This is a genomic window from Pseudoalteromonas sp. TB51 (genome assembly GCF_000498055.1).
Lineage (GTDB): Bacteria > Pseudomonadota > Gammaproteobacteria > Enterobacterales > Alteromonadaceae > Pseudoalteromonas > Pseudoalteromonas atlantica.
Window position 1 is genome coordinate 1 of sequence record NZ_AUTO01000283.1, and the last position, 20640, is coordinate 20640.

General features: G+C 42.1%; 18 protein-coding genes. 11 read left to right on the plus strand and 7 right to left on the minus strand.

Going from position 1 to position 20640, the window contains the following annotated elements:
- The first annotated feature begins 911 nt into the window (after positions 1–911).
- From L650_RS0116830 to cyoE, 6 genes are all read left to right on the plus strand, one after another.
- On the plus strand, positions 912–1331 hold the full coding sequence (locus L650_RS0116830; RefSeq protein WP_029773832.1) for a hypothetical protein: 420 nt from the start codon (positions 912–914) through the stop codon (positions 1329–1331).
- Between the two features lie 311 nt (positions 1332–1642).
- A complete protein-coding gene (gene cyoA, locus L650_RS0116840; protein WP_029773833.1) occupies positions 1643–2596 on the plus strand; it encodes a ubiquinol oxidase subunit II in 954 nt (317 codons plus the stop codon).
- A gap of 2 nt (positions 2597–2598) precedes the next feature.
- On the plus strand, positions 2599–4587 hold the full coding sequence (gene cyoB, locus L650_RS0116845; RefSeq protein WP_004587446.1) for a cytochrome o ubiquinol oxidase subunit I: 1989 nt from the start codon (positions 2599–2601) through the stop codon (positions 4585–4587).
- Positions 4584–5219, plus strand: a complete 636-nt coding sequence (gene cyoC, locus L650_RS0116850) for a cytochrome o ubiquinol oxidase subunit III (protein ID WP_029773834.1) — start codon at positions 4584–4586, stop codon at positions 5217–5219. Before cyoB ends, cyoC begins: the two co-directional genes overlap by 4 nt.
- On the plus strand, positions 5219–5575 hold the full coding sequence (cyoD, locus tag L650_RS0116855) for a cytochrome o ubiquinol oxidase subunit IV (protein ID WP_029773835.1): 357 nt from the start codon (positions 5219–5221) through the stop codon (positions 5573–5575). Before cyoC ends, cyoD begins: the two co-directional genes overlap by 1 nt.
- Before the next feature lie 9 nt (positions 5576–5584).
- On the plus strand, positions 5585–6469 hold the full coding sequence (gene cyoE / locus L650_RS0116860) for a heme o synthase (protein ID WP_029773836.1): 885 nt from the start codon (positions 5585–5587) through the stop codon (positions 6467–6469).
- Between the two features lie 66 nt (positions 6470–6535).
- Here the strand turns inward: cyoE and L650_RS0116865 are convergent, their stop codons facing one another.
- The 4 genes from L650_RS0116865 to L650_RS0116880 all read right to left on the minus strand — a co-directional run bounded on the left by L650_RS0116865 (position 6536) and on the right by L650_RS0116880 (position 12638).
- Positions 6536–7201 carry a hypothetical protein gene (locus tag L650_RS0116865; RefSeq protein WP_029773837.1) on the minus strand — a complete coding sequence of 222 codons (666 nt, stop codon included), beginning with the start codon at positions 7199–7201 and terminating at the stop codon, positions 6536–6538.
- 133 nt (positions 7202–7334) lie between these two features.
- A complete protein-coding gene (locus L650_RS0116870) occupies positions 7335–9293 on the minus strand; it encodes a phytase (protein WP_029773838.1) in 1959 nt (652 codons plus the stop codon).
- A gap of 11 nt (positions 9294–9304) precedes the next feature.
- Positions 9305–10279, minus strand: coding sequence for a metallophosphoesterase (locus L650_RS0116875; RefSeq protein ID WP_029773839.1), 975 nt, complete (start codon positions 10277–10279; stop codon positions 9305–9307).
- Positions 10280–10343: 64 nt separating this feature from the next.
- On the minus strand, positions 10344–12638 hold the full coding sequence (locus L650_RS0116880) for a TonB-dependent receptor plug domain-containing protein (RefSeq protein ID WP_029773840.1): 2295 nt from the start codon (positions 12636–12638) through the stop codon (positions 10344–10346).
- Between the two features lie 339 nt (positions 12639–12977).
- Between L650_RS0116880 and L650_RS0116885 the strand changes: the two genes are divergently transcribed.
- Positions 12978–13841 (plus strand): GGDEF domain-containing protein, encoded by an 864-nt coding sequence (locus tag L650_RS0116885; protein WP_223230594.1) that lies wholly within the window; start codon positions 12978–12980, stop codon positions 13839–13841.
- Positions 13825–14823: a helix-turn-helix domain-containing protein gene (locus tag L650_RS0116890; protein WP_029773842.1), complete on the plus strand. Its 999-nt coding sequence runs from the start codon at positions 13825–13827 to the stop codon at positions 14821–14823. Before L650_RS0116885 ends, L650_RS0116890 begins: the two co-directional genes overlap by 17 nt.
- Positions 14824–14845: 22 nt before the next feature.
- Here the strand turns inward: L650_RS0116890 and L650_RS0116895 are convergent, their stop codons facing one another.
- The 3 genes from L650_RS0116895 to ettA all read right to left on the minus strand — a co-directional run bounded on the left by L650_RS0116895 (position 14846) and on the right by ettA (position 17966).
- Positions 14846–15754, minus strand: a complete 909-nt coding sequence (locus L650_RS0116895; RefSeq protein WP_029773843.1) for a histone deacetylase — start codon at positions 15752–15754, stop codon at positions 14846–14848.
- Between the two features lie 62 nt (positions 15755–15816).
- Positions 15817–16173: a PilZ domain-containing protein gene (locus L650_RS0116900; protein ID WP_029773844.1), complete on the minus strand. Its 357-nt coding sequence runs from the start codon at positions 16171–16173 to the stop codon at positions 15817–15819.
- 119 nt (positions 16174–16292) lie between these two features.
- On the minus strand, positions 16293–17966 hold the full coding sequence (gene ettA / locus L650_RS0116905) for an energy-dependent translational throttle protein EttA (RefSeq protein WP_029773845.1): 1674 nt from the start codon (positions 17964–17966) through the stop codon (positions 16293–16295).
- Positions 17967–18200: 234 nt separating this feature from the next.
- On the opposite strand from ettA, the gene metA reads away from it, so the two are divergent.
- The 3 genes from metA to L650_RS23895 all read left to right on the plus strand — a co-directional run.
- Complete coding sequence (gene metA, locus L650_RS0116910) at positions 18201–19148, plus strand: homoserine O-succinyltransferase MetA (RefSeq protein WP_004587433.1); 948 nt, start codon at positions 18201–18203, stop codon at positions 19146–19148.
- On the plus strand, positions 19138–20211 hold the full coding sequence (locus tag L650_RS0116915; RefSeq protein WP_029773846.1) for a homocysteine S-methyltransferase family protein: 1074 nt from the start codon (positions 19138–19140) through the stop codon (positions 20209–20211). Before metA ends, L650_RS0116915 begins: the two co-directional genes overlap by 11 nt.
- An 8-nt stretch (positions 20212–20219) precedes the next feature.
- Positions 20220–20640 (plus strand): dihydropteroate synthase (locus L650_RS23895; protein WP_164835573.1); only part of this gene is annotated, 421 nt, incomplete at its 3' end.

Sequence of the window (20640 nt, forward strand, 5' to 3'; positions counted from 1 at the left end):
AATCTTTATATTGTGTGTGAAGATGTTGTCAGTGTGAAAGGCAACTCAAGTTCGGTGGTGACTTAGCTTGAGTTGTTTTTATTCCCTACAATTGCCACGCAGTGTAAACCAAAAATCTTTATATTGTGTGTGAAGATGTTGTCAGTGTGAAAGGCAACTCAAGGTCGGTGGTGACTGGTTTTGAGTTTTTTTATTCTCTACAATAGCCACGCAGTGTAAACCAAAAATCTTTATATTGTGTGTGAAGATGTTGTCAGTGTGAAAGGCAACTCAAGTTCGGTGGTGACTTAGCTTGAGTTGTTTTTATCTCCTACAATTGCCACGCAGTGTAAACCAAAAATCTTTATATTGTGTGTGAAGATGTTGTCAGTGTGAAAGGCAACCCAAGGTCGGTAGTGACCGGTTTTGAGTTGTTTTTATTCCCTATAATTGCCACGCAGTGTAAACCAAGAATCTTTATATGTGTGTGAAGATGTTGTCAGTGTGAAAGGCGGCTCAAGTTCGGTGGTGACTGAATTTGGGCTGTTTTTGTTTGTGCGGCTTTATTTTTAACTTCATTAATCCCCCCTTATCTCTACTCCTCATGCTCCCTAAATATAAATATTTATAAACTAAGTCCTTATTTTTATTATGTTATTTTTTATTAACAAAATAGCTGCGAAAGCTTAACGCAAAACTTTATATTTTTTGTTGAACCGAAAACTGTCTTTGTTATACTCAGCATCGAACTTTCAGTAAGTTTTGAAAGTTTATTTGATACGGATCAATTCTCACTAGGTAAATGTGTGCTAGCCGGTTTGATTGTATTTAGCACCTCGTTTTAGGGCTTACAGCAGCAATGTTTTTTAATTTTTCCATTGCGCGCTTTATTACTCTAATTTTGTTATTAGTCATTTAGTAGGTTAATGTCTTTGAACACACTTTCTTTGCATCATACAAATACGGCTTTTGCTTCTAGCAAACCGCAAACGTGTGAGCGCTTGAATAAAGCGGGCAAGGGCGTGTGTGTCGCTATAACATTATTAGTGTTTAATACGGTAATGCTGCTAAGTGGTGCATTAGAGGATGCCTTTCAGCTTGAAGCGTTGTTTAGCAATGGCTCTATTGTTGAGCCTGTTTTTCTGCACATTACGCAATTTTTAGCTCATCCGATCATATCTAGTCAGTTACTCATTGGCCTTTGCTGGTTATTGTTCCATATTTTTCCGGCGCGTCGTGCTGGAATAATCCTTCGTAAAGCCGCTTTCGCTTTTCGCGAGGCAAAAGTACACCAACCTGTGTCCGCTGCACATGGTTGTCGTGCTCCACCTAGCTTTACAGGTTGTCTGTAAGGCTTCACTTGTTGCTGGTTTTAATTATTTTTTCTTGCTGTAAATAATTAAAGTTTGCATTAGCAATGTAGCCGCGTGTTTTAATCACGTCAGCCAACCAACACTCACCCAAGTTAACTTTTATTACGTTATATAAATGCGTTTAGAAGCTGGGTTTGTTGCTAGGTACTTTTTTGCATCCACTTGCAGCGGGTTCAGTCCCCTTTATTTTTATAATTTAGTTCTAGTTAACTTGGGTTTTTATTGAAAAATCGTTGCTTAATTTTTATTCAAAGCAGCAAATTAAAACTCTAGGTTTGTAGGATACTCCCTTGTTAATTCGTAACCTTTGTAATATTGCTTTAGCTAGTACGGTGCTGGCGTTGTCAGGCTGTAAAGGCGGGATACTCGATCCAAAAGGCCAAATAGGTATTGATGAGAAAAACTTAATCATCATTGCTACTGTCCTTATGCTGCTCGTAGTAATCCCCGTTATTGTGATGACTTTGTATTTCGCATGGAAATACCGAGACACACAAGATCATGAAATTTATGCACCAAAATGGGCTCATTCAAATAAGATTGAAGCCGTTGTTTGGGCTGTTCCTATTGTTATCGTTATTATTTTAGGTGTTATTACCTGGCAGTCTACCCAAGACTTAGACCCCTATAAACCTATTGAAGGTAAAGGCGAGCACCTCACTGTAGAGGTGGTTTCATTAAACTGGAAGTGGCTATTTATTTACCCAGAACAAGGTATTGCAACGGTAAATGAATTGGTATTTCCGGCAAATGTGCCGGTGGAATACAAAATCACTTCAGAAAGCACAATGAACTCGTTTTTTATTCCTCAGCTAGGTAGTCAAATTTATTCTATGGCAGGCATGGAAACCAAGCTTCATTTAATCGCAAACGAGCCGGGCACATTTAAAGGCTTTTCTGCTAATTACAGTGGCGCAGGTTTTACCGGTATGAAGTTCAATGCCATTGCCACCCCAACACAAGCTGATTTTGACAAGTGGGTAACAAGCGTTAAAGCCAATGTTAATAACCTCACTCATGCCAATTATGTTGAACTTGCAAAAGCCAGTGAAAACAATCCTGTTGCCTATTATGGCAAGGTCGACGACGGCCTATTTTATACCATTGTTATGAAGTATATGCAGGCACATGGCGATATGAACAAAAAACATAAAGCAATGAGCGAACATGGGCAAATGAGCAAAAAGCACCATGAAATGAATGAACACGCAATGCCTTCATCTCACAGCCAGGGCGAGGAATAATAATGTCGTTTTTAGGTAAACTTTCACTCGACGCAATTCCGTTTCATGAGCCAATTATAATGGTTACCATGACGGTGATAGCGATTGCCGGGCTTATTATTGCCGGGCTTATTACTAAATATAAAAAGTGGGGCGTGCTTTGGCACGACTGGATCACCTCTGTTGATCATAAACGCTTAGGCGTAATGTACATATTTTTAGCATTAATAATGCTGTTTCGTGGTTTTTCTGATGCCATTATGATGCGTGCGCAGTTAGCACTTGCTACCAGCGGTGCACCTGGTTATTTGCCTCCTGAGCATTACGACCAAATATTTACAGCGCACGGCGTTATCATGATCATATTTATGGCTATGCCATTTATGATTGGCCTAATGAACATTGTATTGCCACTGCAAATTGGCGCACGCGATGTCGCTTTTCCATTTTTAAATAACCTAAGTTTTTGGTTTACTGCCAGCGGTGCCATTTTAATTAACTTGTCGCTTGTATTTGGTGAGTTTGCAAAAACAGGTTGGGTGGCGTATCCGCCGCTTTCGGAGCTGACCTTTAGCCCTGGGGTGGGGGTTGATTATTATATTTGGGCCTTGCAAATTTCCGGACTCGGTACGCTTTTAACTGCAGTAAACTTTTTAGCGACTGTGTTTAAAATGCGTGCCCCAGGTATGACCCTAATGAAAATGCCAATTTTTACATGGGCATGTACATGGGCAAATATCTTAATTGCAGCATCTTTCCCTATTTTAACTGCTGTGCTGGGCATGCTAACGCTTGACCGTTACCTTGATTTTCACTTTTTTACCAATGCAGCGGGCGGCAACGCCATGATGTACATCAACCTGTTTTGGGCGTGGGGTCACCCTGAGGTTTATATTTTAGTACTGCCTGCTTTTGGTATTTTTTCTGAAATTATCTCAACCTTTGCCGGTAAACGTTTATTTGGTTACAAATCGATGGTGTATGCCAGCGGTGCAATCTCTATTTTAGGTTTTATTGTTTGGCTACACCACTTTTTCACCATGGGGTCGAGCGCCAACGTTAATGCGTTCTTTGGGGTAATGACCATGGTTATTGCCGTCCCAACTGGCGTTAAGCTATTCAACTGGTTGTTTACCATTTACCGCGGCCGTTTACGTATTAGCGTTCCTGTACTTTGGACATTAGGCTTTATGGTTACCTTTACAGTAGGCGGTATGACCGGCGTACTACTGGCTATTCCGGGTGCCGATTACGTGTTGCATAACAGTTTATTCTTAATTGCGCATTTCCATAACACAATCATTGGTGGCGCTGTATTTGGCTACCTTGCAGGTTTTGTATTTTGGTTCCCTAAAGCAATGGGCTTTAAGCTTAGCGAAAAATGGGGTAAAGCGTCTTTTTGGTGTTGGATAGTTGGTTTCTTCGTGGCGTTTATGCCGTTGTATGTACTTGGTTTCTTAGGTATGACACGTCGCTTAAACCACACTAATAACCCAGATTGGAACATGTGGTTATACATTGCAGCAGGCGGTGCTGTCATTATTATGTTTGGTATTATTTTCCAAGTTGTGCAGCTCTTTGTTAGCTTTAGAGACCGCGAAGCACTTGACGATACAACCGGCGATCCGTGGAACGGCCATACACTAGAATGGGCAACTAGCTCACCTCCACAAGTGTATAACTTTGCAACTATTCCTCACGTTGATGACATTGATGCCTGGACCGAAGCGAAAGAAAAAGGCCAAGCGTATCAAACAAAAGCAAGCTACAGCCCAATTCATATGCCTAAAAACACAGCATCTGGGGTGTTAATTGCAGCAAGCTTAACTGTATTTAGCTTTGCCATGATCTGGCATATCTGGTGGTTAGCTGCCGTTGGTTTTGTTGGCGCAATTGCCTTATTTATCAAGCGTTGTTACACCAGCGATGTTGATTACTATATACAACCTGATGAAATTGCACGTATTGAAGCTGCGTATAATTCTAGTGGAAATAAGGAGCTAAGCGCGTGAGTACACTATTTGCGAATGTAGAAACTGCCCATTTAGACTCAGTTTCGCACGATGCTCATGCACATGAGCATCACGATACCTCTGGCGATACAATTTTTGGCTTTTGGTTATACCTAATGACCGATTGCCTATTGTTTGCCTCGTTTTTTGCCACTTACGCCGTGCTGTTTATGAACACAGCCGGTGGTGTATCAGGTAAAGACATTTTTGAACTCGACTTTGTCGCAGTAGAAACCGCTGCGCTACTCATTAGTAGTATTACCTTTGGCTTTGCCATGATTGCCGCACAAGGGCAAAAAAAGGCACTAACACTCACCTGGTTATTTATTACCTTTTGTTTAGGTGCTGTGTTTATAGGCATGGAAATTTACGAATTTCACCACCTAATTGTGCATGGTAATGGTCCACAACAAAGTGCCTTTTTAACCTCATTCTTCTCGTTAGTAGGCTTACATGGTTTACACGTAACTGCGGGTCTAATTTGGATGAGTATTATGATGATAGAAGTGGCTAAACGTGGCTTAGGTAAACAAACAGTGACACGCTTAAGCTGCCTAAGCCTATTTTGGCACTTCTTAGACATTGTTTGGATTTGTGTATTTACCGTTGTTTATTTAATGGGAGCAATGTAATGAGCCACAGCGAAGCGCACGCGTTAAAGCAAATGCAAAACGAGCACCATGATGAGTCTCATGGCAGTGTTAAAACGTACTTAATAGGCTTTGTGCTATCAATAATTTTAACCGCCATACCGTTTTACATGGTAATGGAAGGCGACTTTTCAAAAGTAACTACGCTTTGGAGCATTGTTACTTTAGCTATTGTACAAATTTTGGTGCACTTAAAATACTTTTTACACCTTAATTTTACGACAGAAGATGGCCGTGCAAGTACCTTCTCATTTTTATTCAGTGCCCTAATTATCGTCATGGTTGTTGGGTTATCGGTTTGGATAATTTACGAATCTAACGCAATGATGATGTACTAGGAGTTGAAGATGTTTCGTCGTTATTTATCAGTGACTAAGCCAGGCATTATTATGGGCAACCTTATCAGCGTTGCAGGCGGTTTTTTACTTGCCTCGCGCGGGGATATAGACCCATGGCTAATGGTTGTTACGCTTATTGGTTTGTCACTTGTGGTTGCATCGGGCTGTGCTATCAACAATGTAATTGATAGAGACATAGATGTAGCCATGGCACGTACTCGTACGCGGGTAACAGTAACAGGCGAAATGTCGGCCTTTGCTGCACTGAGTCACGGGGTTTTATTGGGGGTTGTAGGGTTTGGTTTACTCATTGCTTACACCACACAAGCCGCGGTATTTTTTGCAGCGTTTGGCTATATCATTTATGTTGGGGTTTATAGCCTTTACATGAAGCGCAACTCAGTTTATGGCACGTTTGTAGGTAGCCTTTCTGGCGCAGTGCCTCCTGTTGTAGGTTACTGCGCTGTAACCGGGCAGTTCGATATAGGTGCATTAATATTATTAGTTATGTTTAGTCTGTGGCAAATGCCGCATTCATATGCCATTGCTATTTTTCGTTTTAAAGATTACCAAGCCGCAGGTATTCCCGTATTACCCGTAGCGCAAGGGATTGATAAAGCGAAGCGCCATATTGTACTTTATATTGCTGTGTACGCTTTAGTCGTCATGCTATTGCCAATAAGTGGCTACACTGGCGCCGCCTTTATGGCAGTGGCGTGTATTACCAGTTTTTGGTGGTTACTTATGGCCCTGCGTGGCTATCGCCGTAATATTAATCTAACGAGCTGGGCACGCCAAGTGTTTGCTTTTTCTATTATAAATATTACAGCACTCAGTATTGCTATGGCCGTTGACTACCACAGCGCAGCGCCACAACTGCTTACACTGATATAATTTTTAAAACTTTATATTTCCAAAGTTAATCCAAAGGCTCGAAAGGGCCTTTTTTCATGTTTGAAACTATTTATTTAAACTTTCTGCTTCGTAAAACAAAGGTTTTAGGGAGCCGCAGTTTATAAATTTATACGTTAACTCATTCTGGCTGGGAAGGAGGGTTGAGGTTCTAAACTTTTGCATACAGGCATTTACCAAATCTACAAAAATTAAGTGGCTGAAACTAGGTGCTTGGCTAATTTTATGTATGTAAATTCGCTCTGTGCTACCTAGGTCTATCATGTCGTATTCTTGCCACTGGCTAGCTTTAGCTAAATCTTTTAATTGGCGAGCATATAGCTGCTTACTCATTTCTATTGTTCTGTTTGTGTAAATTAGGCTGCCTGCTTTTTTGTAATTGCCTTCGTACACATCTGCGGTAATGGTTATTTCTTCACCGCGCATTAAGCGTTGAATATTAAATGGTTTGGGCTTTAGCGTTATAAGCTCTGCGTTGCGCAGAACATCTAAAAAAGCCACATCGGGGTTTTTAATCCTATACACCACTTGTACATCGTGCGGTAATTTATAGCCGGGTAAGTTAAACGCATAAATTCCTGAACCTTTATTCACCAGTGCTATTGCATGCTCAGCCTTGTATTTGGGGTTGAGTGGTGGCAATTCTGCTGCCTCTTCCTCAGCAAAAGCGTATCCGCTTATAGTAATGATCAACAAAGTAAGAAGTAAACGCATAATAATCTCAATTAATTTATGAGCTTAAAGTGTAGTATATAGCTTTAATAACTCTAAATTTAATAGGTTTATTTTAAATACACATAGTAAAAAGGCTCGTAAGAGCCTTATTGCGTTTAAATATGGTAGGTTTTTACTTAATCGCTTTTTTAACTTCACGCCAGTCAATAATTTTAAAATTTTGTGGTTGTAGTGGCATACGGTTGTAGCCGTCTTGCACTATAAGCATGCCTTCAGGATAGCCTGGTAAAGGTTTTGCTGTAACGGTTAAGCCGTCCGTTTCACCTGCGCCGTCAATGCCTTTATCTAGATTAGCAATCACATTAAATTTACCTGCAAAGCTTAGGCTAGGCTGTGTATCATCTGATATTTTATAAAGCACATAGCTATTATCGCCTTGGCTTGATACCACTAAATAACGAGTATCATCAGCATGATAGATTTCCATGCCTTCAACATCTGCCACAAGTTGCTCATTTATACCTTGTAGCATGAGCGCTTTGTTACCAGCACTGGGTTCAGCATCGATATACCAAATGCCTGCATCTTCTTCACCTGCAAATAATTGGCCTAGTTTATCATCAGCGCTACAGCCTTCAGGTTGGCTTGGTAGGGTAAACTCTCTAACCAGTTCACCGCTTAAGTTACCTTGCTCACCGGTGAGTTTATATTGCTGGAATAAACCTGATTTATCATTAACAAATACGTATTGACCAGATTCAGACGAATACATACACATACCGTACATCTCAGTCAGGTTTGTGGCTACTTCTGTTACATGGTTTACTTTATTATTACTATCCACCGTAAACACGCTAATACTGTTAAGCGTGCGGTTGCTGGCTGTGATCAAAGTCTGGGTTTCGTTGTTTATACCCTGATGCTGGCGTACATCAACATTATTTAAACGCCCAACATTAAGCGATTGTACTTTGTTGCCATCAAGATCATAAACCATCAAGCCGCGACGTTTATCTGTGCCTAAAATTAAGCTGTTTTTAGCGTCTTGCTCATTTATCCAAATTGCCGGGTCATCCGCTGCATCACCAAATGCTGCTACTGGTGTTGTTTGTGCGCTGGCATGGAGGTGAGTCATAGCGACTTTGTTTTGTGAAGTAACTGTTTGCGCTGTGTAGTTAACGTTTGCTTGAATATAGGCACCTGTTTTATCATCAATTAAAACTAGCTGCGCTTGATTGTTATCGATCAAACTCGCTGCAACAGATTCAATGGTGTGATCGCCAGAAAGTGACCATTGACTTAGTTTTTCAGTATTTTCGTGGTAAGCATAGATCATATTGCCATCAGTGGCAGTAAGCCATAAAGTACCATCTTGTGATACTGATAATGCGCCGATTTCAGCTTTTAATTCACCGTAAGGCTCAACTAATGCCACTGGCTGTTTATTGGCATCGGATTCAGCGTCAGCATTGATAGCCCAAACGCCGAGTTCAGCTTCGCCCACATACAAGGTTTTTGTTTCGTCATTAACTGCGCAACCTGAGGCTTCAGTAACGGCTGAAAATTCACGAACAGCGATGTTTTTTGCTTGCTTGCTCGCTAAGTCATAAATAATGGTTTCACTGATCAAGCCGCGAACATCTGGCACAAACGCTGATACAGTTGCATTATTATCGTTTTTAAATAAACACACTGCATCTGGTTGTGCTTGTGGTGGACTGATACGTGTAAGCTCAGTTAGCTGCCAAGATGAATCCGTTTTCAGGAGCTTAAAAATAGCCACATTATCTTGATTGTTATCTAGGCTAGCCAATAAAAATTGTTGCTCTGTGATTTTCTTCAGTGAGATAGATTCAAAGTTACCCGCTAATAACACACTGCTTTGGTCTTTATCTGTCACTAATAAGCCCTGGCTTTCGCTGGCAATCAACCATTGGTTATTACCCAGCGCTGCTGCCTGTGAGCCTTGCATATTTTGTTGAGGGCCAAATTTTTCCACAGCTATTGCTGCTTGTACCATAGCTGCGTTGCTTTGGCTGCTAGGTTCCTCATTACTTGTGCAGCCGCTAAGAGCTGTAACCAGAAGTGCACTAGAGAGCACTGTTGAAATGGTACTTAATTTAAAGTTCATTATTTTATCCTTTACTTATTAATATGCTTTTCAGTGCTAAAACGTACTTCACCAAGGTGATTAATTGCGCTCATTTTTAGCGTTTCACCATTGATAGATACACTTAAAAAGCCAGGGGTTGCTTCTGCATAACGGGTAAATTCACGCTGTTTTACAAAACGTGCTTCGCTTCCTCCGCCAGAGACAAAGTGAGCAACCTTGCTATTGTTTGGTTGGTTGTATTGCAAGTCGTGCTCGTGCCCTGCGATATAAGCATGCACGTTATGACGCTCCAAAATAGGTTCTAAAATGTCGCGAAGCCCTTGGTTACGGCCAAAGCGTTTACCACTTGAATAAAGCGGGTGGTGGCCTACCACAATTTTCCACTTTGCTCTACTGCCGGCAAGTTGGGTTTCAAGCCAAGTAAGCTGGGCTTTATAGCCTTGCCCTTGGGTTGAACGGTATTTATCACGGTCTCTGTATTGCGGCTGAATTGGGTTGGTATCTAAAAAAACCATTAACACTTGCTCGTTGTTTTCAAGCGCAAATGTTTTACTGTAGTACCTTGCAGGTAACTGCCAACGCTGGCTTTTTTCTGTGTAGTCAATTTGTGCTTGGGCGTTACCCAAGTAATCGTGATTACCTAACACAACATACCAGTCTTCAAAAGTATGCGGGCCGTGGTATATGTTCTCAAAGGCTGATTGCCAAAGCGGATCGTTAACGCTTGCCACCCCATTCGGGTAAAAGTTATCGCCAGTTGAGACGATAAAGTCAGCATCAGTTTGGTACATGGCAATTTCTAACTGATGAGCCACTTCTTTTTGATAAAGGTGGCCGTTATGTCCCCAATCACCAATTACCATAAAGTTAAGGCTATCAGGTAGCGTATTTAACTTAGCTATTTTTTGCTGTTGATAAAGCTCATCTTTATAAATAACAGGCTCGACTGCACTGAGTGCTGATGAGCTCAGTAGGGCGGCCATTATGAAAGACAGTTTAAACATGTTCTAACTCCCAAAAGGCACGTAATAGCAATCCATCACGTGCCTAAAATGATGATGCCTGCTATTAAAATGCGTAGCGCAACATTAGTTGAATCACAGGACCTGCTTCTTCAGATTCAAGCTCGTACTCATCAAAGTCACGGCTGTTTTGGTCATCAAGTGAGTCAAATTTGTTAAAAACTTCATCTTTACTGGCATCAAGTAGGTTTGAACCCACTAGGCGAAGGGTTACGTCATCCCAGCGCTTTTCAACGAAAAGCTCTAAATCAGCACCGTAAGAGGTGGTAACTTCTTCACCTACAAAGCGTCCGTATGCATCACCTTGGTTACGGTAAGTTGCACCAAATGATGCACGCAGTATTGGTAAATCTTGGATAAAGCCAATGTTATAAACATAATCTGATTGGTCGTTAAATTTACGTTTGCCAAAACTGTCTTCAACTTCACTGTCAAGCCAAGAGTAGTTTATGAAAATACCAGTATTTGGCATGTTGATTGCGTTCAGTGGCGTTGATAAATCAAACTCAATACCTTGTACTGTGCCATCGCCAGTATTTTGTGGTTGCAGTACAAATGTACCTTCGCCTTCTGAGCCTTCAACACCGGAACTGGCAATTTCAATTAGGTCGCTAACGTCACGGTAAAATACGTTTACACCGACAACGCCACTTTTACCTAAACGGTATTCGTAACCTAAATCGATACCCCAAGAAGATTCTGGCTTAAGATTTGGGTTACCTAAAAAGTCATTATCAGCGAGCTCTTCTTCAAGTAGGGCGGGTGTTATGTAGTCAAAGTCAGGGCGGCGTAAGCTACGTGCAACAGAGGCGCTGACTCGACCGTTATCGCTGACACTGTAACGAAAGTGAGCTGAAGGTAAGAAAAAGTCATAGTCATTTTTTGCAGTAACGCCTTCATTGGTATCGGTAATGTTTGAGTCAGTTGACTCCCAACGTACACCCATCTCCCATGAGAACACATCGGCTTCGTGTTTGATTAATGCAAATAAGTCAAAACGGTCTTCTTCAAGCGTATTAACGCCACCATCTACTGCTTCAAATTCGTTGTTAAATTGTGCTAATGACATTGGCGTCTGGTTATATTGATCCCAGCCAGTAAGTGTTTGCTCACTTTCCTCTTCAGCTTCAAAAATTGCTGTGTCGCGCTCTTTTCCTTGAACAAAAGCACCAAACTGAACTTCTTTTGAGTCACCTAGCAGTAAGCTATGTTGCCATTGTAATGACCATTCTTTATCGTCAATCTCAACAGTTTCTTCTGCTTCCTCAAAAACCATTGGGAGCTCAGATGTATCAAGTTCAACTTCTTGCTCATAAACTGACTCTTCAAAGCTGGCATACCCTACTTTAAACTTGCTGGTACCGCCTAATAACGGTAATTCATAACCTGAGTTTATGTTGTAGTTGGTTTGGTCAATGTAGGAAACATTTGCGTTGTCTGAAAGCAAGTTACCGCCTTCAACCACAGAGTTAGACGTGGCCGTCGCGTTGTCATATTCAAAAGAACGCTCGTCTTCGGTACGGTCTGTATCAACCCACATGGCGCTAATATCAAACTTGCCACCGTTCTCAAATACCTTTTCAAAGCTGGCATTTAATGATGTGTCATCGCCATCACGAGTATCAGATTGATCTTCACGGTTATCAAAATCATCAGTTGCGTAATTAGGGTTATTTTCAGGGCTATCACCATAACGTATGCTTGATTTTTGTTTTGGGTTATAACGACCTTGTAAGTTGGCGCCTAGTAGTAAACGTCCACCTGCAAACTCAGTACCGTAAACGCCCGCAAAGCTTTCTTTTAGTTCACCATCATCATAGCGTAAGCCTCCTGCACGAATGTAACCGCCGTCTAAGCTGTAGCCATCGCGAAGTACAATGTTAAGGGTGCCCGCAATTGCATCGGCAGAGCGGTTGGCACTTGATGAACGAATTATTTCTACACGCTCGATTAATTCTGCTGGAATACGGTCAACAAAAAATGAGCGATCAGCGCCAGAGCCTGGAACTTCTTCGCCATTGATCAGTACTTTTGTGTAAGCAGGGCTCAAACCGCGCATACGTGCGCCGTCAGACTCAAGCACATCTGATAAAAACGTCACACTCGGTACACGCTTTAGTGCATCACCTGCTGTTAGTGGTTCAAAACGCTGAAAGTATTCTTGAGAGTATTCAAGTGTAGGGGCCAACTCTTGTGAGCGGTTGCGATAGCCTATTTCGCCATAAACTACTAACTCTTCAGATATTTTTACATCAGTTGTGTGTTCTTCTTGTGCTGCATGTACTGCTAAATTGCAAAGTGATAGCGCTGTTACCAGTGCTTTAAGTTTAAAGTGTGCCATGTAATTTGCTCCTGTTGCTGCTTGGTTTGAAAGCAAACTAATTAAATTAAATGACGCAAATGTGACAACACCCTATTTAGATCAGCAGGTTATTAAGGTTTTAAAAGCTTTACCTTGGCGTGTGAGCTAATCGCACTCCCAAGCAATATAGTGTTAATGGGCCATGTGCAGCTTAAAAGTAAGTGCATATCATTTAGCTGTCACATCATTGAGCTAATATGACCCTGCTACAAAAAATGCACTTCGGGTAGCATAAATACATACGAAATTTAAATAAGACAAACTATGCGATTTAATCCCTTTATTAGCCATCGGCTTTTAACAAACAGTATTATAGCTATGGCGTTATTAGCCATCTTTTTATGTGCCTATTTAGGGGAGCTCAAAGAGCTACAACACATACAATGGCTCGATATTATTGGTGAGGGCGGCATAGTGATTATGACCCTAACTTGGATTGTTGCCTTACTTATTTCGCGCCCGCCGGGCAAAGTTACTCGTTATTTGGTGCTTGGACTTGGTTTATTTATGTTCTCGGCCACGCTCGATTTGCTCGATGAATGGTTGATGCAACCTGCGCAGCAGTGGCTAAGCTGGATAGAGTCACTGCCAGCTCCCGTTGGGATGCTGCTAACCAGTTTAGGTTTATACCATTGGCACCAAGAACAATATGTTTTAAATAAACAGCTAAGGCGCCGTGAAGCACATTTACGTGAGCACGACAAAGTATGCCCCGTTACCGGCGTTTATACAGCCGAATACTTACAAAGCCTGTTAAACACGCAGCTTAAGGCGCCGCAGCCAGTTTTATTAGCCGCTATTGATATACGCGACTTCGCGAGTTTTAATAATGAGTTTGGTTTTAGCGAAGGGGATCGACTGCTACGCGAAATAAGCGAGCTTATACTAATGAACTGTCGGTTAAGCGATGTGGTATGTCGTTATGCGGGAGACTGTTTTATGGTGCTAATGCCAGCCACATCAAAGCAGCAAGGCCAAGAGCTTCTTAGGCAAATAACAGCCGCATTAAAACATTGTGCTTTTAAAGTAGAAGGCTCTGGGCTTGCTAAGTTTCAGTGTGTAACTACCCACATCATACAAGCGCAAAAAAGTGATACAGCTCACATGCTAATGCAACAATTGCACAGCGGCCTACAACTACAAAAACAACAAAGAGCCACCAGCAGTGAACAGTTATGTTAGCTTAAGTGACAAGTATTTAACTGCACAGGGGCTTATAACTGCCGTTGTAGAGCTTGCGCAAAGTAGGGGGGTTGCCCTACATAAGTTGTTACGCGGCACCGGGATTTTTGAGCAAGATTTACTCAGCGTTGAGCATTGCTTTAGTTTAGAGCAGCAAGTTAAATTACTAAGTCAATTTAAACGCCTAATGAACACCCCCGACAGCGGTTTTTTACTAGGTAGTCAATTAGTTAACGATTCAAGTAGCGCAGCACAAAGTGTATTGTTCAGCGCTAAACTAGGGGCGGCACTGTTACAAATACAGCGAGCGCGTTTACAGCTTTGCCCTTTGTTTTTTAGTCAGCACTATGTAAGTAATCAGCAATTTTATATTTTTTTAAATGCTGCTACAGGGCTTGATGACGACCTACATAACTACATTTTAGAAATTTACAGTGCTGCGTTTTATAGTTTATTAAAGCGTTTAAGCCCGCACTATCCGCAATGTGAGTTCGACTTTAGCTTTAAGCGACCGCGTCATATTCATCAGTACGAGCAACATTTAGGTTTAAAGCTACGTTTTGAGCAGCCAACGACTCGTTGGGTAATTAGCAAAACATTACTTCGCCAAGCTAACCCGTACGCCAGCGAATTACGCTTTATGCAAGCACGCGCTCAATTGGCTGTAAAATCACACGAAAAATACACCTTTATAGAGGCTGTTTGGCGCTATCTACACACTTATAACGAGGCAAGTTTAGAGCAAACCGCCCAGTATTTTGCCATGAGCCCAGCCACGTTTAAACGAAAACTAAAATGCCATAGTATGCGCTTTTCGAGCTTAGTTGATGAGCAAAATAAACATAAAGCCATTTATTTACTTACCTTGCGCGCTAAGTGCAATGAGCATGTTGCTGAGCGTTTGGCATTTTACGATATTCCTAACTTTAGGCGGGCATTTAAACGTTGGACAGGGCTAACCCCAAGCCAGTTAAAAGTATAAAGCGCACAGGTTAATACTTATTTTAAAAACCAGCAGCCTGCTCAATCACTATTGCATGGCGCTGCGCTAAACGCGTATGGTCTCTGTCGTAGCCGCCACCAATAACACTAGCAATAGCGGTGTTATGTTCAAGGCTGCGCTTAAACACTAAATGGTCACGCTGTTTAATGCCGTCCCAGCTTATATCTAGTTTGCCTAAGCCATCGTCTTGCCAAATATCTACACCGGCATCGTATAAGACTAAATCGGGGTTGAGCTCTTTTAGTAAAAACTGCAGCGTATCATCCACAACGCCTAAGTATTCTGCGTCTTGCATATTGTTAGCAAGGCCTATGTCTAAATCGCTGGGGGATTTTCTAAACGGGAAGTTTTTTTCGCAGTGTATAGAGCATGTATACGCATACGGCTGATGCGCAAGCATTGCAGCTGTGCCATCGCCTTGGTGTACGTCTAAATCAAAAATGAGCACGTTGGTCACTTCACCGCTTTGTATTAATGTTTGCGCGGTAAAGGCTAAGTCGTTCACCATACAAAAACCTGAGCCAAAATCAGTGTGTGCATGGTGTGTACCGCCTGCTAAATGACAGGCTAAGCCATGCTTTAATGCTAAGCGTGCAGTTTGTAACGTGCCTTGTGGGGCGGTGAATGTACGGTTCATTAGCGGTTGCGACCAAGGTAAGCCAATGCGGCGCATAGCTTTTTCGTCTAGACGGTTATGCCATAAATCGTGAATGTAGTTTTCGCAGTGTACCAGTTCAAGTGGCTCGGGGGAGCCCAAAATAGGCTCTACTAAATTATTACCTGCAATGCCTAAACCTTTAACCTGCTCATATAAATGAGCAAATTTACTCATTACAAATCGGTGCTTAGGGTCAAAGCTAAACGAATAATTACTGTGATAGACCAAAGGTAAGTGAGGGTTTAGGCGCATAACCGTATCAATAATAAAGTTTGCGCTATGGTAATAAACTTAACTAAGGGAGTCTATTGCTGCTATTCAATCAATGAGGCAAGCTCGCGATGAAGTAATTGTTCATCGGCTAAATTAAGTTCAACTAACCGTTTTAAATAGGTAATGCTGTTTATATCTATATGGTGGCAATTAAGGCCGATGTGTTTATCTTCTATGTGGCAAATAAACACCTCCATTTTTATTTCTATATCGCTTTGTGGCAAGGTAAAGCGCAAGGTGGCTTCGCTATTTTTTGTGCCACTAAACGCCGCGCATTTAGTAATGAGTGCGCCATGTAAAGATACATCGAGTAATTTGCATGGGTAGCTCTCTCCTGCAAATTCTAATTGAGCCGCGGTTGAAAAAAGAATACGCGAGAACTGACGTCGATTTTCCATAAAACGAGTTGCCTTTATTGTAATATTTAAATCAAGCATAGCGGGAAATAGCCCATAGCGATAAAAAATGGCATAAAAAAACCCCGCATAAATGCAGGGTTTGTTATATCAGTTTACAATTAACCAATTTTTTTGTACTTAATACGCTTAGGTTGTGCAGCTTCTGCGCCTAAGGTCTTTTTAAGCCACTCTTCGTATTCAGTGTAGTTACCATCGAAAAAGTTAATTTGGCCTTCGTCGCGGTAATCTAAAATGTGCGTTGCAATACGGTCAAGGAACCAACGGTCATGCGATATACACATTACACAGCCTGGGAACTCTAAAATAGCGTTCTCAAGGGCGCGAAGTGTTTCAACATCAAGGTCATTGGTTGGCTCATCCAGTAGTACTACGTTACCACCCGCTTTTAAAAGCTTAGCAAGGTGTAAACGGTTACGCTCACCACCTGATAAGTCTTTCACAAACTTTTGCTGATCGTTACCTTTAAAGTTAAAGCGGCTAACGTATGCACGACTTGGGAACTCAAAGTTACCAATTTTTAGTACGTCTTGTCCGTCAGATATTTCTTGGAATACAGTTTTGCTTTCGTCCATGTTGCCACGGAACTGATCAACCGTTGCAAGCTCTACAGTTTCACCTACGCTAATGCTGCCGCTATCAGGTTGCTCTTCGCCGCTTAGCATTTTAAATAGGGTTGATTTACCCGCGCCATTGGCACCGATAATGCCCACAATCGCGCCTTTTGGCATACTAAAGCTTAAATCGTCGATTAATACGCGGTCGCCAAAACTCTTGCGTAAGTTATTAACTTCAAGCACTTGGTCACCTAAACGCGGGCCAGGTGGAATAAATAGCTCGTTAGTTTCGTTACGTTTTTGGTAATCAGACTGCTGTAGCTCGCTAAACTGCGCCATACGCGCTTTAGACTTAGCTTGACGACCTTTAGGGTTTGAGCGCACCCACTCAAGCTCTTGAGCAATTGATTTTTGACGTGCTTTTTCAGATTTTTGCTCTTGTTGTAAGCGCGCATCTTTTTGCTCAAGCCAAGAAGAGTAGTTACCTTCCCACGGAATACCTTCACCGCGGTCAAGCTCTAGTATCCAGCCAGCTACATTATCAAGGAAGTAACGGTCATGCGTTACCGCCACAACAGTGCCTTCGTAATCATGTAAGAAGCGCTCAAGCCAAGCAACCGACTCAGCATCTAAGTGGTTAGTAGGCTCATCGAGAATAAGCATATCTGGTTTTTCGAGTAATAAACGACAAATAGCAACACGGCGGCGCTCACCACCTGAAAGGTGCTCAATTTTAGCATCCCACTCAGGTAAACGAAGTGCATCAGCAGCGCGTTCTAAAACATTATCGATGTTGTGACCATCGTGCGCTTGAATAATCGCTTCAAGCTCACCTTGCTCTTTTGCTAGGGCGTCAAAGTCAGCGTCTTCCATTGCGTACTCGTTGTACACTTCGTCAAGGCGATTAAGGGCATGTTTTACTTCGCCAACAGCTTCTTCAACAATTTCGCGTACTGTTTTGCTTTCGTCCAGTACTGGCTCTTGCGGTAAGTAACCAATTTTAGTACCAGGTTGAGGGCGAGCTTCACCTTCAAAGTCTTGGTCAACACCGGCCATAATGCGAAGTAATGTAGATTTACCAGCACCATTTAAACCTAGCACCCCAATTTTAGCGCCAGGGAAAAAGTGCAACGAAATATCTTTTAAAATTGTGCGCTTAGGTGGCACAACTTTAGATACTCGACTCATCGAGAATATAAACTTATCAGGTAAAACCATGGAGGAAAGCCTTCAAATAATAATAAAAATTTCAATGTTGTATTGTAGTGGCTCACGGGTGAAACAGTCAACGAATGGCGGGTTTTAAAGCGCTAATGGCTGCAGGTTGATAAAGTATAAAATCATGAATAAATTTCATTTAGACATCTATACATCTAGAGGTTGATATTTTTAGCATACTGTTCATAATGAGAGCGTATAAATTCTCGGTTTTTATGAGTAGGAGTAAAAAATATGCCAATTACAGTGAAAGACGAGCTACCGGCTATTGCCCGTTTACGTGAAGAAAACGTGTTTGTAATGCCAAAAAGTCGCGCAAAAACGCAAGAAATTCGTCCTATGCGTTTGGCTATTTTAAATTTAATGCCTAATAAAGTAGAAACCGAAGTGCAGTTTATTCGTTTGCTTGCCAATTCTCCTTTACAAGTAAATGTAGAGTTATTGCGCCTAGATACGCACCGCAGCAGTAGCAACTCAGAAGAGCACCTAGATACCTTTTATCGTTATTTTTCAGAAGTGAAAGACAATAACTACGATGCGTTAATTGTTACCGGCGCGCCACTCGCACACCTTGAATACGACGATGTTGCGTACTGGGATGAGCTAAAAGTGATTATTGATTGGGCAGAGCAGCACGTTACCTCTACGCTGTTTTCGTGCTGGGCGGCGCATGCGGCGCTGTATCATCGTTACAATTTAAAACGCGATTTAAAAGAAGATAAACTTTGTGGCGTGTTTACTCACCAGTGTTACTTTGATCACGGAGCACTTACTCGTGGCTTCGACGACACCTTTTTAGTGCCGCACTCACGTTATGGCCACATAGATATAAATAAAATAAATGCCTGCGACGATATAGTGGTATTGGCAGGCTCTGAAAAAGTAGGCGCTTACTTAATGAAAAATAAGTCGGGCAGCCAAGTGTTTATAACCGGCCACCCAGAATACGATGCCGACACATTAAAAGCAGAGTACGAGCGCGATTTACAAAAAAGCCCTGATGCGCCAAAACCCGAAAACTATTTTCCAGATAACGACGCAAGCAAAAAGCCGTCAAAAACGTGGCAAAGCCATGCTTTTTTGCTGTTTTCGAACTGGTTAAATTACTACGTGTACCAAACGACCCCTTATGATATTAATTTAGTTAGCCAAGATGTGAGGACTAACAACTATGCCGAATAACGTGCAAAACAATAATAAACACAGCGAATTAAGCGCTGCATTAAAAGAGCGTATTTTAATTTTAGATGGCGCCATGGGCACCATGATCCAAACTCACAAGCTTGAAGAAGAAGACTACCGAGGCGAGCGCTTTAAAGACTGGCACGTACTAATTAAAGGCAATAACGATTTATTAAGCCTTACAAAACCTGAGTTAATTGCCAATATACACCGCAGCTTTTTAGCCGCCGGTGCAGACATTATTGAAACCAATACCTTTAACTCAACCACCATTTCGATGGAAGATTACGACATGGCAAGCATAAGCCGTGAGGTAAACTTAGAGTCGGCCAAACTCGCACGCGCAATATGTGACGAGTTCACCGCTAAAAACCCAGAAAAACCACGCTATGTAGCCGGTGTGTTAGGGCCAACCTCTAAAACCTGCTCAATTTCGCCAGATGTAAACGACCCAGGTTATCGCAATATTACCTTTGATAAGCTGGTTACTGCGTATGTTGAGTCTACCCTTGCATTAATGGAAGGCGGCGCCGATTTAATACTTATCGAAACCATTTTCGACACCCTTAATGCAAAAGCGGCCTCATTCGCAGTAGAAGAGGCGTTTGAGCAAGCAGGGCGCACATTACCTGTAATGATCTCAGGCACAATTACCGATGCCTCAGGGCGTACGCTTTCGGGGCAAACCACCGAAGCATTTTATAACTCTATTCGCCATATTAAGCCGCTTTCTATAGGCCTTAACTGTGCCCTAGGCCCCGATTTACTACGCCAATACGTAGAGGAGCTTTCGCGCGTATGCGAAACATTTACCTCAGTACACCCAAATGCCGGTTTACCTAACGAATTTGGTGAGTACGACCTAGAAGCAGAGGACATGGCGAAAGAGATTATAGATTGGGGCAAATCGGGCTTTATAAATATTGTTGGTGGTTGCTGTGGCACCACGCCTGCGCATATTCGTGCGTTTGCCAAAGGGCTTGAAGGGGTAAAGCCTCGCGCATTGCCTGAGCTTGATGTTCGCATGCGTTTATCAGGCCTTGAAGCCTGTAACTTAAACTAGGAGCCAACATGACCCAGCAAATTGCAGTATTTACCAATGTTGGCGAGCGTACCAACGTAACCGGCTCTGCCATGTTTAAACGCTTAATCATGGAAGAAGATTACGAGACCGCCCTGAATGTTGCCCGCGAGCAAGTAGAAAACGGCGCCCAAGTTATTGATATAAACATGGACGAAGCCATGTTGGACTCAAAAGCGGCCATGGTTAAGTTTTTAAACTTAATTGCCTCAGAGCCCGATATTTCTAAAGTGCCCATTATGGTCGACTCCTCTAAATGGGAAGTAATAGAAGCAGGCCTTAAATGTATTCAAGGCAAGGCTATTGTTAACTCAATATCGCTTAAAGAAGGGGAGGAGCCGTTTAAACGTCAAGCTAAAATTATTAAACGATTTGGCGCCGCCGCTGTGGTTATGGCGTTTGATACCGACG

Coding starts and splice junctions, on each gene's coding strand:
- cyoB (WP_004587446.1), top strand. CDS start 2,599: ATGTCGTTTTTAGGTAAACTTTCACTCGACGCAATTCCGTTTCATGAG.
- L650_RS0116865 (WP_029773837.1), bottom strand. CDS start 7,201: ATGCGTTTACTTCTTACTTTGTTGATCATTACTATAAGCGGATACGCT.
- L650_RS0116870 (WP_029773838.1), bottom strand. CDS start 9,293: ATGAACTTTAAATTAAGTACCATTTCAACAGTGCTCTCTAGTGCACTT.
- L650_RS0116900 (WP_029773844.1), bottom strand. CDS start 16,173: ATGGAAAATCGACGTCAGTTCTCGCGTATTCTTTTTTCAACCGCGGCT.
- L650_RS0116895 (WP_029773843.1), bottom strand. CDS start 15,754: ATGCGCCTAAACCCTCACTTACCTTTGGTCTATCACAGTAATTATTCG.
- cyoD (WP_029773835.1), top strand. CDS start 5,219: ATGAGCCACAGCGAAGCGCACGCGTTAAAGCAAATGCAAAACGAGCAC.
- L650_RS0116885 (WP_223230594.1), top strand. CDS start 12,978: ATGGCGTTATTAGCCATCTTTTTATGTGCCTATTTAGGGGAGCTCAAA.
- L650_RS0116875 (WP_029773839.1), bottom strand. CDS start 10,279: ATGTTTAAACTGTCTTTCATAATGGCCGCCCTACTGAGCTCATCAGCA.
- L650_RS0116880 (WP_029773840.1), bottom strand. CDS start 12,638: ATGGCACACTTTAAACTTAAAGCACTGGTAACAGCGCTATCACTTTGC.
- ettA (WP_029773845.1), bottom strand. CDS start 17,966: ATGGTTTTACCTGATAAGTTTATATTCTCGATGAGTCGAGTATCTAAA.
- L650_RS0116915 (WP_029773846.1), top strand. CDS start 19,138: ATGCCGAATAACGTGCAAAACAATAATAAACACAGCGAATTAAGCGCT.
- cyoE (WP_029773836.1), top strand. CDS start 5,585: ATGTTTCGTCGTTATTTATCAGTGACTAAGCCAGGCATTATTATGGGC.
- metA (WP_004587433.1), top strand. CDS start 18,201: ATGCCAATTACAGTGAAAGACGAGCTACCGGCTATTGCCCGTTTACGT.